We start from the raw sequence: 14747 nt of genomic DNA on the forward strand, positions 1-14747 counted from the left end.
TCACAGTCCCAGGATCGTGCCGGCGATGATCTGGCGCTGGATCTCGTTGGATCCGCCGTAGATCGACACCTTGCGGTTGTTGAGGAAGACGCGGGTGTCGCGGCTGGTGATGGCCGCGGGACCCTCGAGGTCGACGAGCAGGTCCGAGACGGCCTGCGTCAGCTGCGAGCCCTTGATCTTGAGCACGCTCGAGGCCGGGTGCGGCTTGTCGCCGGAGGAGCCGGCGGCCACGCGCAGGGCGGTGAGCTCGAGCGCGGTGAGCTGGTTCTCGATGTCGGCGATCCGCGACGCGTACTGGTCGAAGACGCCCTGCTCCTTGGCCTTCTTCTTGGCCGAGGCCAGGTGCAGCTGGCTGTCGCCGACGCGGGCGATGCCGACGCGCTCGTTGCCGAGGAGGAACTTGGCGTACGTCCAGCCCTTGTTCTCCTCGCCGACGAGGTTCTCGGCGGGGACGCGCACGTTGTCGAAGAAGACCTCGTTGACCTCGTGGCCGCCGTCGATCAGCTCGATCGGGCGGACCGTGAGGCCCTCGGACTTCATGTCGATCAGCAGGAAGCTGATGCCCATCTGCTTCTTGGGCGCATCGGGATCGGTGCGAACCAGGGTGAAGATCCAGTCGCCGTACTGGCCGAGCGTGGTCCACGTCTTCTGGCCGTTGACGACGTACTCGTCACCGTCGCGCACGGCGGTGGTGCGCAGGCCGGCGAGGTCGGAGCCGGCGTCGGGCTCGGAGAAGCCCTGGCTCCACCAGATGTCGAGGTTGGCGGTGGCGGGCAGGAAGCGCTCCTTGAGCTCCTGCGAGCCGAAGGTCGCGATGACCGGGCCGACCATCGAGGCGTTGAAAGCCAGCGGCGGCATGACGCCGGCCAGCTGCATCTCCTCGTGCCAGATGTGGCGCTGGAGCTGGGTCCAGTCCTTGCCGCCCCACTCGACGGGCCACCCGGGAACGGCCAGTCCGCCGGCGTTGAGCGCCTGCTGCGAGCGCACGATCTGGTCGCGCGTGAGCTCGCCGCGGTTGATCACGGCGTCGCGGATGTCCTGCGGAACCTGGGTGGTGAAGAACTCACGCATCTCCTCGCGGAATGCCTGGTCCTCGGCTGACAACTGAAGTCTCATGAAGTGCCCCTTCGCACTAAGCGCTTGCTTAGCATCGAGAATACTGTGCAACTGCCGTTGACACCAGTGAGTCACTTCCGCTTCGACTTGGCTCGGAAGGGGCCCACCAGACGTGGTCCGGACAGCCGGCGCTCGAGCCGCTTGGTCTCGCGTCCGAGCGGTTGAGCAGCATACTCACCGAGGATGACCCCTGCGGCCAGCGCCACCGCCACCGCCATCGCGGTGATGCCCGCGAAGATGCCCGAGAGGCTCTCCTCTGCCAGCTGCGCGAGCGAGCGGTAGATCGTCAGGCCGGGCAGCAGCGGGACGATCGCGGGCACCACCATGACCAGCGCCGGGATGCGCAGGCCGCGCGAGGCCGGGTAGCTGACGACACCGATGAGGAAGGCGGCCATCCCGGCGGCCCAGGGCCGGTCGAGCCCGTTCTGGAACATGGCGGACGAGAACGCGCCGGCGCCCGCGCCGATCGCCGCGATGACCGGCACCGAGGTCCACGGCGCGTACGACTGCACCGCGAAGCCGGCGGCCGCGACGGCCGCGCCGATCGTGACGAACGGCAGGTGCGACAGGTCGGGCCAGCTCGTGCCCGAGCCGAGGTCGACGCCGAGCATCCGACCGACCATGAGGCCGCCCGAGACGCCGGCGACGATGCCGCCCGTGGCGAGCACGACCTCGAGCAGCCGCGCCACGGCGGTCAGCTGGTAGCCGGTGAGCGCGTCCTGGATCGCGCCCATGAGGCCCAGACCGGCGAGCAGCACGACGATGTTGGCGGCGATGACGAGCGAGGGCGGCGACGGCACCTGCAGCGCGGCGGCGGACACGGCGATGAGCGAGGCGCACAGTCCGCCCACCACCTGGATGTAGAAGTCGGGGAGCCGTCGTACCTCGAGCGGCCGCCGGACCACCTCGATCACGACGGCGGCCAGGAACGCGATCGCCGTGACCAGCACGCCGCCGCCGAGCATGAGGGCGACGCCCGCGCCGACCGCGCCCGCCGCCGCGATCACGACCCAGCGAGGACGCGCGTGGCCGCTCGTGGCGATCGCGGCCAGCCGCGAGCGGGCCTCGTCGAGGCCGATCTCGTCGTTCAGCAGGTCGCTCACGAGGCGGTCGATCGCGGTGACGTCCTCGAAGTCGGTCTCGCGCCGGACCACGTTCCGACGCAGGATCAGCGGCGGCTCGTCGAGCTGCTGGTCGTGGACCATCGTCAGCATGATGTGCGTGACGTCGACGTAGGTGCCGCGCAGGCCGAGATGGCGGGCGATCGACGACATCGTCGCCGACACGTCGGCCGTGCCCGCGCCGTTGGACAGCAGCATCTCCCCCGCGCGCAGGGCGAGGTCCATGATGCGGAGAGTCTCCGGCGCCGAGGTGCTCATGACTCCACCTTTCCTGATGGCCCGGGAGGATGCCGCGTACCCCCGGACCGAGCCGTCGCCTGGGCCTAGGGTGGGGGTCCGAGCAGCGCGAGGAGGACCGATGACCGGCTGGACCGAGGACATGCTGGGCGACCCGTACGAGCGACGGACGATCGACCTGGGCACCGATCCCGACGGCGAGGGCGAGATCACCGCGACCCTCGTCCGGCGCCGGTTCGAGGGCGAGCCGCGCGGCGCACTGGTCTACGTGCACGGCTTCAGCGACTACTTCTTCCAGACCGAGCTCGCCGAGTTCTACGCCGACCGCGGCTTCGCCTTCTACTCCCTCGACCTGCGCAAGTGCGGCCGGTCGCTGGGCCAGGGCCACACCCCGCACTACGTCTCGGACCTCGCGCTGTACGACCGCGAGCTCGACGAGACCCTGCGCACCGTGCGCGCCGAGGTGCCCGACGTGCCGATCGTGCTCTCGGCGCACTCCACGGGCGGCCTCGTGCTGCCGCTGTGGCTCGACCGGCTCAACCTCGAGCCCGGCGGCGCGCGCGGGCGCGGCATCGCCGGCCTGGTGCTCAACAGCCCGTGGTTCGACCTGCAGGGCGCCCCGTGGATGCGCTCGATCGGCACGCAGGCGATCCGCGCGTTCGCCAAGGTGCGTCCGAAGGACCGCATGCGGCTGCCGCTCGCGGAGGCCTACGGCGTCAGCCTCTACCGCGAGCACGGCGGCCTGTGGGACTACGACCTCGCCTGGAAGCCGCTCGCCGGCTTCCCCGTGACCTACGGCTGGCTCACGGCGGTCCGGCGCGGCCACGCGGTCCTGCACCGAGGCCTCGACGTCGGCGTGCCCTCGCTCGTGCTCCGGTCGCACCGGTCGTGGTTCAGCTTCAAGCACCACGAGAAGACCGACACGTCCGACGCCGTGCTCGACGTCCGCCAGATCGCGCGGTGGTCGGGCTGCCTCGGCGACGACGTCACCTCGCTGCAGGTGCGGAACGCCCGCCACGACGTCTACCTCTCGAACGACGACCCGCGCGCCGAGGCCTACCGGCTCACCGGCGAGTGGCTCGACCGCTGGATCCCGTGACGCGCACGATCGGGTTCGACCTGGACATGACGCTGATCGACTCGCGCCCGGGGATCCGCGCGGTCTACGAGGAGCTGTCGCGCCAGACGGGCGTGCCGATCGACGCCGAGCTGGCGGTGTCGCGCCTCGGGCCGCCGCTCACGTGGGAGCTCGAGCACTGGTTCCCCGCCGAGGCCGTGCCCGAGATGTTCACGCGGTACCGCGCGATGTACCCCGAGATCGCGATCCCGCGCGTGCTCGCGATGCCGGGCGCGGCCGAGGCGCTCGCCGCCGCCCGCGAGCTCGGCCGCGCCATCGTCATCACCGCAAAGGCCGGGCCCAACGCCGTCCTGCATCTCGAGCACCTCGGGCTGCCCCACGATGCGGTGGTGGGCGACGCCTGGCGCGAGCAGAAGGCGGAGGTCCTCGTGCGCGAGTCCGCCGACACCTACGTCGGCGACCACGTGCACGACATGGACGCGGCGCAGATCGCGGCGGTGCAGGGGCTCGCCGTGACCACAGGCCCCTGCTCGGCCGAGGAGCTCCAGGCGGCCGGCGCGCGGCACGTGGTGGCGTCGCTGGTCGAGGTCCCCGCCCTGCTTCGAACCTGAGGAACCGTTCAATTTCCGGGACGCATGTTCCTGATGTGACATAAAGTGCGAGCGTTCGGGGTGAGCCCGCCCCTCCTCCTCTTTCCCCCTGGAGCCCCCGCGTGCCCACGCCCTCGCGCCTTCTCGTGCCGTTCCTCACCGCCCTGCTGATCGGAGCCTCGGCTCCCGCGTTCGCCGAGGAGACGGTCACGGCCGACCCCGTCGTCGACGCGACCGTCGAGCCCTCCGCCGAGCCGACGCCCGAGGCCGAGCCGGCCGAGGAGCCGACGACCAACCCCGAGCCGACGGCGGAGCCCACGGCCGAGCCCGAGGTCGAGCCCACGACGCAGGCCACCCCCGCCCCGGAGCCGGAGGTCGAGCCCACGGCCGCGCCCCAGCAGGCCCGCCGGGCCGTCGTCGAGGCGCCGAGCACCGTCACCACCGCGACCGAGCTGACCGACGCGCTCGCCGCGTGCGAGACCGGTGACACGATCACCCTCGGCGCGGACATCACCACCTCGAGCACGCTGGCCGTCCCGTGCGACCTCACCCTCGACCTGGCCGGACGCGCGCTGCGCGCCTTCGGCATCGAGATCGGCATCGGACGCCACCTGAGGATCGACGACTCCGCCACCGGCGGCTCGATCGTCACCTCCCGCACCGGCAGCAACGAGGCCGGCATCCGCTCCACCGACGCCCAACTGACGATCGACGGCGGCACCATCACCGCCACGGGCGGACACGCCGGAGCCGGCATCGGAGGCGGTCTCAACGACGGTCGCAACGGAGGCAACGGAGGCACCATCGTCATCAACGGCGGCACCATCACCGCCACCGGAGGCAGCTGGGCCGCGGGCATCGGTGGCGCCGGCTGGGGTGCCGGCGGCACCATCGCCATCAACGGCGGCACCATCACCGCCACCGGAGGCGAGTTCGGTGCGGGCATCGGCAGCGGATACAACCGGGGCTTCACGTCGATCTCGATCACCGGCGGCACCGTCGACGCCCGCGCCGGCAGCGAGGCCTCCGCGATCGGAGCCGCGCGCGACGGCTACTTCGGGGGCTCGCCCATCGCGATCGGAGCCGGCGCCCACGTGAGCGTGACGGCCGGCTCGTCGTCCTCGGCCGTCGGGCTGCCCCTGGCCGGCTACAACGTGGGCCCGTTGACCGTCGACGGCACGCTGCACGTCGCCTCCGGTCACCTCGACGCCACCACGTTCTCGTCGTTCCGCATCGGCGCGACGGGAGCGGTGCTGGGGTCGGAGGCCACGCCGGCCGACGGCCCCGCGATCATCGGCAGCGGACGCATCGACAACGAGGGCGTCCTCGTCGCCGGCAGCCTCGCCGAGGGCGTGCGCGTGGCCGGCCACCACTACCGACTGACCTTCGCCGGCGCGGACGAGCTCCAGCCCCTGACCGTCATGGCGCCGACCGTCGAGGACGGGCTCGCGGCCCTGCCCGAGCCCTCGAAGACCGGTCTGAGCTTCGCCGGGTGGCAGCGCGACGGTGAGCCGTTCGACGCCACCACCAGCCTGGGCGACGGAACCGCCGACGGCATGCCCGTCACGGTCGCGCTCACCGCGCGCTGGGTCGTGCGCACCACGACCGACCTGGGCACCGCCCTCGGCACGTGCCCCGACGAGACCATCGCCCTGGGCGCGGACCTCACCGTCGGCTCCTCGGTGAACGTCGCCTGCGACGTCACCCTCGACCTCGCGGGACACGACCTCACGGTCGCCGGCCTCACGATCGACGCCGACCAGACGCTCACGATCGACGACTCCGAGGGCGACGGCACGCTCGTCTCGACGTCTCCCGACACGGCGGGCATTCGCACCACCGGTGCCGCCCTCGTGATCGACGGCGGCACCGTCCGCGCCACCGGTGGCTCCAACGCCGCGGGAATCGGCGGTGGGATGAGCCAGTCCGGCGGCACGACCACGATCAACGACGGCACCGTCGAGGCGGTCGGACGCGGCGTCGGCTCCGCGGGCATCGGTGGCGGGCACAGTGGCGGAGGCGGCACGATCGTCATCAACGGCGGCGTGATCGACGCGCGCAGCTCGTTCGACGGTGCGGCCATCGGCGGCGGTACGAGCGGCTCCGTCGGACTCGTCACGATCAACGGCGGCGACGTCACCGCGACCACGTCCGAGGGCGTCGGCTCCGGCATCGGCGGAGCCTGGATGAGCCAGGGCGGCACCGTCCGCATCACCGGAGGGACGGTGACGTCGACTGCCGCCGACGGTGGCGCCGGCATCGGATCCGGTCGCAACGCCACGGGAGCCACGTCCGTCGAGGTCCTCGGCGGCACCGTGTCGGCGACGGGTGGCCGTTGGGCCCCCGGCCTTGGCTCGGGTCAGTCGACCTCCGCCGCGTCGAACGTCGAGATCGGCGCCGGCGCGGACGTCACCTCCATCGGCGGATCCGGCGCCGCCACGGTCATCGGTCACCCTGAGTCGGGCGCCCGAGGCGAAGTCACGATCGACGGCGTCGTCCGCGTGCCGTCCGGCACGATCGACGTCTCCCGCAACGACCTCACGATCGGTGCGACCGGTCGCCTCGTCGGCACCACGGCCGATCCGACCGTCGGCGCCTCGATCACCGGCGACGGCACCATCGCGAACGGTGGCGTGATCGCCCTGACGGACGTCGCCGAGAGCGTCGAGGTCACCGGCCACCACTACGACGTCGTCGCGTCCACCGACACCGTGACCGTCTACGGACCCTCGGTGCAGGGCGGCTTCCGCACCCTGCCGGCGGAGCCCACGCGCGGCATCGACGTGTTCACCGGATGGTCCCTCGGCGGCGACGCCTTCACCGCCGCGACGACCCTGCCGGGCTCGAGCACCGACGGCTCGGCCGTGCGCGTCGAGCTGGAGGCCACCTGGGACGAGGGCGTCGCGGCCTTCGACATCGGCGACTCCGTCACGCTCGTCCCGAACGCCGAGCCGACCACGGTCACCCTCAGCCTGACCGACGGCGGCGGCGATCCGGTGGGCGTCGACCCCGCAGCCTGGGACGTGTCCGTCCCCGAGGGTGTCGAGCTCGAGCACGACGGCGAGGCCTGGCGGCTGCGCAGCACGGCGCCCGGCTCGGGCACCGTGACGGCCTCGGTCGAGCAGGGCTCGCGCACCTACACCGCGACGCTCGAGGTCACCTCCCGCACCGGCGCGGTCGACTCGATGACCCTGACCCGCACCGGCGACGCGACCGAGGGCGGCACCATCACGGTGACCGCGACGGGCGCCGACGCGTCCGGGAACGACCTCGGCGACGTCACGGAGGACGTGACGTTCACGAGTTCGGTGGCCACCGACGTGATCGAGGGCAACGAGATCACGTTCCCCCACGCCTCGCCGCACACCATCACGGCGACCCACGCGAACGGCACCACGGCGACGCTCGTCGTCGAGGTCGAGCCGGCCGCCGAGTCCCCGGTCGACGAGACCCCGGTCGACGAGACCCCGGTCGACGAGACGCCCGTGGACGACGAGACGGACGCCGACGACCCGTTGGAGGAGCAGGAGACCTCGCAGGACGCGGCGAAGAAGGAGTCGGCGCTGGCCCGGACCGGTGGCAGCATGTCGGCCTGGTGGCTCGCCTCCGGACTCGGGATGCTGGTCGCCGGAGGCCTGCTGGTCGGGCGCGTGCGGCGACGGTGACCGCTGTCGGGGCAGGCGTCTAGGGTGGTCTCCGTGGACGCACCCCTGGCGCTTTACCGCCGCTATCGGCCCGAGACGTTCGCCGAGGTCATCGGCCAGGATCACGTCACCCAGCCGCTGCGCCACGCCCTGTCGAACAACCGGGTCAACCACGCCTACCTGTTCAGCGGACCGCGCGGCTGCGGCAAGACCACCAGCGCCCGGATCCTGGCGCGCGCGCTCAACTGCGAGCGCGCGCCGATCTCGGACCCGTGCGGCGAGTGCCAGAGCTGCCGCGATCTCGCGCGCGGCGGCCCGGGCAGCATCGACGTCATCGAGATCGACGCGGCCAGCCACGGCGGCGTCGACGACGCGCGCGACCTGCGCGAGCGCGCGTTCTTCGCGCCCGTCAGCAGCCGCTACAAGGTCTACATCATCGACGAGGCCCACATGGTCTCGCCGCAGGGCTTCAACGCGCTGCTCAAGCTCGTCGAGGAGCCGCCGCCGCACCTCAAGTTCATCTTCGCCACGACCGAGCCCGACAAGGTCATCGGCACGATCCGCTCGCGCACGCACCACTACCCGTTCCGGCTCGTCCCGCCGAAGCTGCTCAGCGACTACATGCTCCAGCTGTGCCGCAGCGAGGACGTCGGCCTCGAGCCCACCGCGCTGCCGCTCGTCGTGCGCGCCGGCGGCGGCTCGGTCCGTGACTCGCTCAGCGTCCTCGACCAGCTGCTGGCCGGCTCGGGTCCCGATGGCATCACCTACGACCTCGCCGTCCAGCTGCTGGGCTACACGCCCGACTCGCTGCTCGACGAGGCGGTCGAGGCGTTCGCGGCCGACGACGCCGCCACCGTGTTCGGGGTCGTCGACAAGGTGATCGAGTCCGGCCAGGACCCCCGCCGCTTCGCCGAGGACCTGCTCCAGCGATTCCGCGACCTCGTCATCCTCAAGGCCGTCCCCAGCGCCGTCGAGAACGGCCTCCTCGAGACGCCCGCCGACCGCACGGCCGTGCTGCAGCGCCAGGTCGCGGGCTTCGAGCCCACCGAGCTCACCCGTGCGGCCGACCTCGTCAGCGAGGCGCTCACCGAGTTCCGCGGCGCCACCGCTCCGCGCCTCATGCTCGAGCTGATGTGCGCGCGGATCCTCGTGCCTGGCGCCGACAACTCCGTCGAGGGCTTCCACGCGCGCCTCGACCGGCTCGAGCGGCGGCTCTCCGGTGCCGCGCCGGCTCCCGTTCCTGCGGCCGCCGACGCCCCGGCGCCCCCGACCGCTGCGGCACCCGCGTCCGCCGCCGTCCCGGAGACCACGTGGGAGACCGAGTCCCCGACTCCCGCACAGCAGGCTCCCGAGCCGCAGTCCCCCGAGCCCCAGGCTCCCGAACCCCGGACTCCTGAGCCCCAGACGCCGACGCCCCAGCCGGCCCCGGAGCCCGCGCCCCAGCCCGCCCCGGTGGCGCCCCGGGTGCAGCCGCCCTCGGCTCCCGAGCCCGAGATCTCCCAGCCGGCCCCCGCGGCACCCGGTCAGCTGACCACGGCCGACGTCCGCCGGATGTGGCCGCAGGTCCTCGAGCGGGTGCAGCAGCTGCGCCGCTTCACGTGGGTCATGCTCAGCCAGAACGCCCAGGTGGCGGCGCTCGACGGCTCCACCCTCACCCTCGCGCTGGTCAACACCGGCGCCCGCGACTCGTTCGTCAAGAGCGGCTCCGACCAGATCGTCCAGCAGGCGCTGTCCGACGTCATGGCGGTGCAGTGGCGCATCGAGGCGATCGTCGACCCCTCGGCCACGCCCACCGGCACCGCGCCGGCCCCCGCCGCGAGTGCGCCGTCCCCGCCCGCGCCGCAGGAGTCGCGCGTGCCCGAGTCGGTCCGCGATGCCCTCCGCCAGGGTCCCGTGCCCATCGAGCGGCTCGATCCCGACGCGGGCGTCGACCCCGACGACCCGGTCGTCGACGACGGCACGCAGGACGCCGAGGCACTGCTGGCCGAGCACCTCGGAGCCGAGATCATTGACGAGACCACCCACGGCTGACCCTGCCCCGCCGGTGCGGCGGCGACTCGACCTCGACGCGTCGCCCACCGAGGTCCTGCGGCGCCTGCGCGGCCGCGACCGGCTGGTCGCCCTCGTCGGCGCGTGGCACCAGGGCGAGGCGCTCATCGCCTGCGAGCCCGTACGCCTGCTGGAGGCGTGGGACGACGTCGACCTGCCCCGCCAGGACGACGACGGCTTCGGCGGTGGCTGGATCGGCGCGTGGGGCTACCGCCTCGGCCGCCACGTGGAGCAGCTCCCCGACGGCCCGTCGCGACCGATTCCTCAGCCCGACCACCGGGTCGGCCTCTACGACCTCGTGCTGCGCCGGGTCCGCGGCACGTGGTGGCTCGAGTCCCTCGGTGAGCCCGATCCGGCCCGCGTCGACTCGCTCCTCGAGGCCGTCGCGATGCCCGCGCCGGCCCAGCCGTTCACCGCCGGCACGTTCGAGCTGACGCCCGGTCCCGATGTGCACCGCGCGGCCGTGCGACGAGCCCTCGACCACATCGAGGCGGGCGACATCTTCCAGGTCAACCTGTGCGCACGGCTCGAAGCGGCGTTCGAGGGCGACCCGCTCGACGCGTTCTGCAGGGGCGTCGAGTCGCTGCGCCCCGCCTACGCGGCCTACGTCTCGTCGCCCGAGGGAGCGCTGGCCAGCCTCTCGCCCGAGCTGTTCCTGCGCCGCACCGGCGACGAGGTGCTCACCTCGCCCATCAAGGGCACGGCACCGCTGACCGCCGACCCCCGCGAGCTCGAGGCCTCGGCGAAGAACCGCGCCGAGAACGTCATGATCGTCGACCTCATGCGCAACGACCTCGGTCGCGTGGCGCTGCCCGGATCGGTGCGGGTCCCGGCGCTCAACCGGCTCGAGCGGCACAGCGTGTGGCACCTGGTCTCCGACGTCGTGGGGCACCTGCCCGCCGAGGTCGGCGACGGCGACCTGCTGCGCGCCACCTTCCCGCCCGGCTCGGTCACGGGCGCGCCGAAGGTGCGCGCGATGGAGATCATCGCCGAGCTCGAGACCACCGGCCGCGAGGCGTACACGGGCGCGATCGGGCACGTCAGCGCCACGGCCGGGATGGAGCTCAACGTCGTCATCCGCACGTTCGAGTTCGCGCGCGACGCCGAGGGCAGTCAGCGGGTCTGGCTGGGCCTCGGCGGCGGCATCGTGGCCGACTCCGACCCCGACGACGAGTACGCCGAGTGCCTCGTCAAGGCGCGGCCGCTGATCCGGGCGATCGGGGGGCGGCTCGACCTCGAGGCCGTTCCCTCGGGCGCGCCGGCGGTGGCGACCACTCCCGTCGGCGACCTCGGTCGCCCCGTCGACGCGTCCCGCGGGATCTTCGAGACCGTCCTCGTCGTGGACGGGCACGCCGACGACCTCGACGCCCACCTCGCGCGGCTCGACGCCAGCGTCCGGTCCGTCTACGGCACCACCGTCCGGGCCGGGCTCGAGGAGGCGGTGCACCAGCGCATCGCGGGTCTGCACGGCCGGCACCGGCTGCGGCTCGACGCGGTCCCGCGCGGCCACGACGTCCGGGTCTCGATGACCACGTCACCGCTCGATGCCGCCCCGGCCGCGTGGGCGCTCGTGCCGCAGGTGCTCCCGGGCGGTCTCGGCGAGCACAAGTGGGCCGACCGCTCGCGGGTCGCGCCCGCCGCCGCCGAGCCGCTGCTGCTCGACGCCGACGGATCGGTTCTGGAGACCGAGCGCGCCAATGTCTTCGCGGTCCTCGACGACGGCCTCCACACGCCCGCCCTCGACGGTCGCCTCCTGCCCGGCACCACCCGTGCGCGCGTGGTCGAGCTGGCGCTCGGCCTCGGCATCCCCGTATTCCAGCACCGGCTCACCACCGCCGACCTCGCGGCCGCCACCGAGGTCTTCGTCACCAACGCGCTGCGCGGCATCGTCCCGGTCACCTCGTGCGAGGGCATCGGGGCCTGGCCCCCCGGCCCCCTCACCGCCCGCCTCGCCGACGCCCTGCGGGGGGACGGATCTTGGTACCAAGATGTCGCCCCAGCGACCCGACGGTCGAAAGATCCGTCCCCCTCCGGACGGCCGCGGGTGCTGTTCATCGACAACTACGACTCGTTCGTGTTCAACCTCGCGCAGTACGTGGGCGAGCTCGGCGGCAGCACCGAGGTCGTGCGCCACGACGCCGCGAGGGTCGACGAGCTGCTCGCCGGCGACTTCACCCATGTGATCGTCTCGCCTGGGCCCGGCACCCCCGCCGACGCCGGCATCAGCGCCGAGGTCGTCCGCAGGTTCGGCGCCCACACGCCCGTCCTCGGCGTCTGCCTCGGCCACCAGGTGATCGGCGAGGTCTTCGGCGCGCGCGTCGTCCGCGCCGACCGCGTGGTGCACGGCAAGTCCTCGCTCGTCCACCACGCCGGGGTGGGCGTGTTCGCCGGCCTTCCCTCACCGCTGGTCTGCGCGCGCTACCACTCGCTCGTCGTCGAGGACGTCCCGCCGGTCCTCGAGGTCACGGCCCGCACCGGCTCGGGCATCGTCATGGGCCTGCGCCACCGCGAGCTGCCGATCGAGGGCGTCCAGGTGCACCCCGAGTCCATCCTCACCGCGCGCGGGCACGACCTGCTCGCGCGCTTCCTGGGACTCAGTACCGCATGACCACGCGGCCGTCGATCCGGCCGTGCTCCATCTCGTCGAAGATGTCGTTGATCTCGTCCAGCGACCTCGTCGACACGGTCGGGTGGATCCGGCCCGCCGCGAAGAACTCGAGCGCCTCGACCATGTCCTGACGGGTGCCCACGATCGAGCCGCGCACGGTCAGCCCGCGCAGCACGATGTCGAAGATGTTGGCAGGGAAGTCGCCCGGCGGCAGCCCGACGAACACGATCGTGCCGCCGCGGCGGGTCATGCCGGTGGCCTGACCGAACGCCTCGCGGTGCACGGCCGTGACCAGGACGCCGTGCGCCCCTCCCACCGTCTCCTGCACGAAGGCGACCGGGTCGTCCTTGGCCGCGTTCACGACGTGCTCGGCGCCGTGCTTGCGCGCCAGCTCGAGCTTCGCGTCGTCGACGTCCACGCCGATCACGCGCATGCCCATCGCCACCGCGTACTGGACCGCGATGTGGCCGAGGCCGCCGATGCCGCTGATGACCATCCACTGCCCCGGGTGCGTGTTCGCGACCTTGAGGCCCTTGTAGACCGTGACGCCCGCGCACAGGATCGGCGCGACCTCGACGTCGTCGACCCCGTCGGGCACGCGTGCGGCGAAGCGCTCGTCCACGAGCATGTACTCGCCGAACGAGCCGTCGACGCCGTAGCCGCCGTTCTGCTGCTGCTCGCACAGCGTCTCCCAGCCCTGGCGGCAGTACTCGCAGGCGCCGCACGCCGACCACAGCCAGGCGTTGCCGACCCGGTCGCCGACCGCGAGCTGCGTGACGCCCTCGCCGAGCGCGACCACCTCGCCGAAGCCCTCGTGGCCGGGGATGAGCGGGCGCTTCGGCGGCACCGGCCAGTCGCCGTTCACGGCGTGCAGGTCGGTGTGGCAGACGCCCGAGGTGATCAGCCGGACGAGCGCCTGGCCCGGGCCGGGCGTCGGCACCGGCACCTCGTCGATGGTCAGGGGGGCGCCGGCCTCGGCGCTGACGGCGGCGCGCATCGTGCGCGGGATGTCGGTCATGTTTCGTCCTCTCCACCACCGACGCTAGTCCGCGAAGGTGTCACCGACGTTGCATCCGATTTGGCCCCCGACCCCGGACGTGAAAGGCTGGAATCCGAGCCGGGATCCCCGGCCACCGGACGAGTGGAGTCGTACCCGGAGCGCGACAAGACGGCCACGAAGGAGTGCGTCATGTCGTGGATCGTTCTGGTCGTCTCGGGTCTGTTCGAGGCCGTGTGGGCCACCGCCCTGGGCCGCAGCGAAGGCTTCACCCGGCTCGTCCCGTCGCTGGTCTTCCTCGGTGCCCTCGTCGTGAGCATGGGCGGACTCGCCTGGGCGATGCGCGACCTGCCCATCGGCACCTCGTACGCCGTGTGGGTGGGCATCGGCGCCGTCGGCACCGTGGGCTTCGCGATGCTGACCGGCGCCGAGCCGGTGTCCCTCACCAAGGTCCTGCTGATCGGCGGACTGGTCGGCTGCATCATCGGCCTGAAGATGGCGCACTGACCGGGCGCGGACTCGCGCCCGCGCCGCCCGCCGCGGCTGGCCCGGCCGACTAGGCTGTCGTCGTGTACGAAAGCGTGATCCAGGACCTCATCGACGAGCTCGGACGACTGCCGGGCATCGGCCCGAAGAGCGCCCAGCGGATCGCGTTCCACCTCCTCGACGCCGACCCCGAGGACGTCAAGCGCTTCGCGCAGACCCTCGTCGACGCCAAGACCAAGGTCCTGTTCTGCTCGGTCTGCGGCAACGTCACGGTCGACACCACGTGCCGCATCTGCTCCGACCCGCGCCGCGACGACTCGGTGCTGTGCGTGGTCGAGGAGAGCAAGGACGTCATCGCGATCGAGCGCACCCGTGAGTTCCGCGGCCGCTACCACGTGCTGGGCGGCGCGATCAGCCCCATCGCGGGCATCGGTCCCGACCAGCTGCGCATCAAGGAGCTGCTCGGCCGCCTGCAGGACGGCGCCGTCACCGAGGTCATCATCGCCACCGATCCGAACCTCGAGGGCGAGGCCACGGCCACGTACCTCATGCGGATGCTCGTGCCGATCGGCCTGAAGGTCACCAAGCTCGCCAGCGGCCTGCCCGTGGGCGGCGACCTCGAGTACGCCGACGAGGTCACCCTCGGGCGCGCGTTCGAGGGCCGCACCGCCGTCGGCTGATGGCCGAACCCGGTCAACCGGGGAAAACTTCGCTCTCGTCCAGCGCCCGGACGGCGGGCCGGAGGCTGGAAGCGCAGGGGCTAGACTGGCCGAGGCGCAACGTGGCGTCATCTCCCTGTGCCAGCAACCCCCAGAGCAAGG

General features: G+C 72.6%; 9 protein-coding genes, 2 pseudogenes and 1 riboswitch. Of the genes and pseudogenes, 8 read left to right on the forward strand and 3 right to left on the reverse strand.

All coding sequences use genetic code 11. The annotated features are described in order from the left end of the window. Both ACGWYL_RS05360 and ACGWYL_RS05365 read right to left on the reverse strand, forming a co-directional pair. Positions 1–1116, reverse strand: a complete 1116-nt coding sequence (locus ACGWYL_RS05360) for an acyl-CoA dehydrogenase family protein (protein WP_269304273.1) — start codon at positions 1114–1116, stop codon at positions 1–3. A gap of 71 nt (positions 1117–1187) precedes the next feature. Further along, entirely contained in the window at positions 1188–2495 is a 1308-nt protein-coding gene (locus ACGWYL_RS05365; protein WP_269304275.1) for a threonine/serine exporter ThrE family protein, read from the reverse strand. 100 nt (positions 2496–2595) lie between these two features. Here ACGWYL_RS05365 and ACGWYL_RS05370 point away from each other — a divergent pair, with 100 nt between their 5' ends. From ACGWYL_RS05370 to ACGWYL_RS05395, 6 genes and pseudogenes are all read left to right on the forward strand, one after another. Further along, complete coding sequence (locus tag ACGWYL_RS05370; protein WP_395486620.1) at positions 2596–3573, forward strand: alpha/beta hydrolase; 978 nt, start codon at positions 2596–2598, stop codon at positions 3571–3573. Next, complete coding sequence (locus tag ACGWYL_RS05375; RefSeq protein WP_395486621.1) at positions 3570–4163, forward strand: HAD family hydrolase; 594 nt, start codon at positions 3570–3572, stop codon at positions 4161–4163. The genes ACGWYL_RS05370 and ACGWYL_RS05375 overlap by 4 nt, the downstream gene beginning before the upstream one ends. A gap of 101 nt (positions 4164–4264) precedes the next feature. Beyond that, on the forward strand, positions 4265–7807 hold the full coding sequence (locus ACGWYL_RS05380; RefSeq protein ID WP_395486622.1) for an LPXTG cell wall anchor domain-containing protein: 3543 nt from the start codon (positions 4265–4267) through the stop codon (positions 7805–7807). A 36-nt stretch (positions 7808–7843) separates the two neighbouring features. Further along, positions 7844–9478 (forward strand): annotated as a pseudogene (locus ACGWYL_RS05385) (DNA polymerase III subunit gamma and tau); the annotation flags it as partial. Between the two features lie 181 nt (positions 9479–9659). Beyond that, positions 9660–11729, forward strand: a pseudogene (locus ACGWYL_RS05390) (aminodeoxychorismate synthase component I); the annotation flags it as partial. A gap of 150 nt (positions 11730–11879) precedes the next feature. After that, complete coding sequence (locus ACGWYL_RS05395) at positions 11880–12443, forward strand: anthranilate synthase component II (protein WP_395487236.1); 564 nt, start codon at positions 11880–11882, stop codon at positions 12441–12443. On the opposite strand, the gene adhP is transcribed toward ACGWYL_RS05395, so the two are convergent. Continuing rightward, positions 12430–13461, reverse strand: coding sequence for an alcohol dehydrogenase AdhP (adhP, locus tag ACGWYL_RS05400; RefSeq protein WP_223302979.1), 1032 nt, complete (start codon positions 13459–13461; stop codon positions 12430–12432). The two genes, ACGWYL_RS05395 and adhP, sit on opposite strands and share 14 nt — an antisense overlap. 93 nt (positions 13462–13554) lie before the next feature. Beyond that, positions 13555–13622: riboswitch (guanidine-III (ykkC-III) riboswitch) on the forward strand. A gap of 10 nt (positions 13623–13632) precedes the next feature. Here adhP and ACGWYL_RS05405 point away from each other — a divergent pair. Both ACGWYL_RS05405 and recR read left to right on the forward strand, forming a co-directional pair. Next, positions 13633–13947: a DMT family transporter gene (locus ACGWYL_RS05405; RefSeq protein WP_395486623.1), complete on the forward strand. Its 315-nt coding sequence runs from the start codon at positions 13633–13635 to the stop codon at positions 13945–13947. A 62-nt stretch (positions 13948–14009) separates the two neighbouring features. Further along, positions 14010–14606, forward strand: a complete 597-nt coding sequence (gene recR, locus ACGWYL_RS05410; RefSeq protein WP_179427562.1) for a recombination mediator RecR — start codon at positions 14010–14012, stop codon at positions 14604–14606. Positions 14607–14747 lie beyond the last annotated feature (141 nt).

This window comes from Aeromicrobium sp. JJY06 (assembly GCF_044069275.1).
Taxonomy (GTDB): Bacteria; Actinomycetota; Actinomycetes; order Propionibacteriales; family Nocardioidaceae; genus Aeromicrobium; species Aeromicrobium tamlense.

What these genes read in the sequence shown, in the direction of transcription:
- adhP (WP_223302979.1), bottom strand. Translation starts at nt 13,461, where the DNA reads ATGACCGACATCCCGCGCACGATGCGCGCCGCCGTCAGCGCCGAGGCC.
- ACGWYL_RS05405 (WP_395486623.1), top strand. Translation starts at nt 13,633, where the DNA reads ATGTCGTGGATCGTTCTGGTCGTCTCGGGTCTGTTCGAGGCCGTGTGG.
- ACGWYL_RS05365 (WP_269304275.1), bottom strand. Translation starts at nt 2,495, where the DNA reads ATGAGCACCTCGGCGCCGGAGACTCTCCGCATCATGGACCTCGCCCTG.
- ACGWYL_RS05360 (WP_269304273.1), bottom strand. Translation starts at nt 1,116, where the DNA reads ATGAGACTTCAGTTGTCAGCCGAGGACCAGGCATTCCGCGAGGAGATG.
- ACGWYL_RS05370 (WP_395486620.1), top strand. Translation starts at nt 2,596, where the DNA reads ATGACCGGCTGGACCGAGGACATGCTGGGCGACCCGTACGAGCGACGG.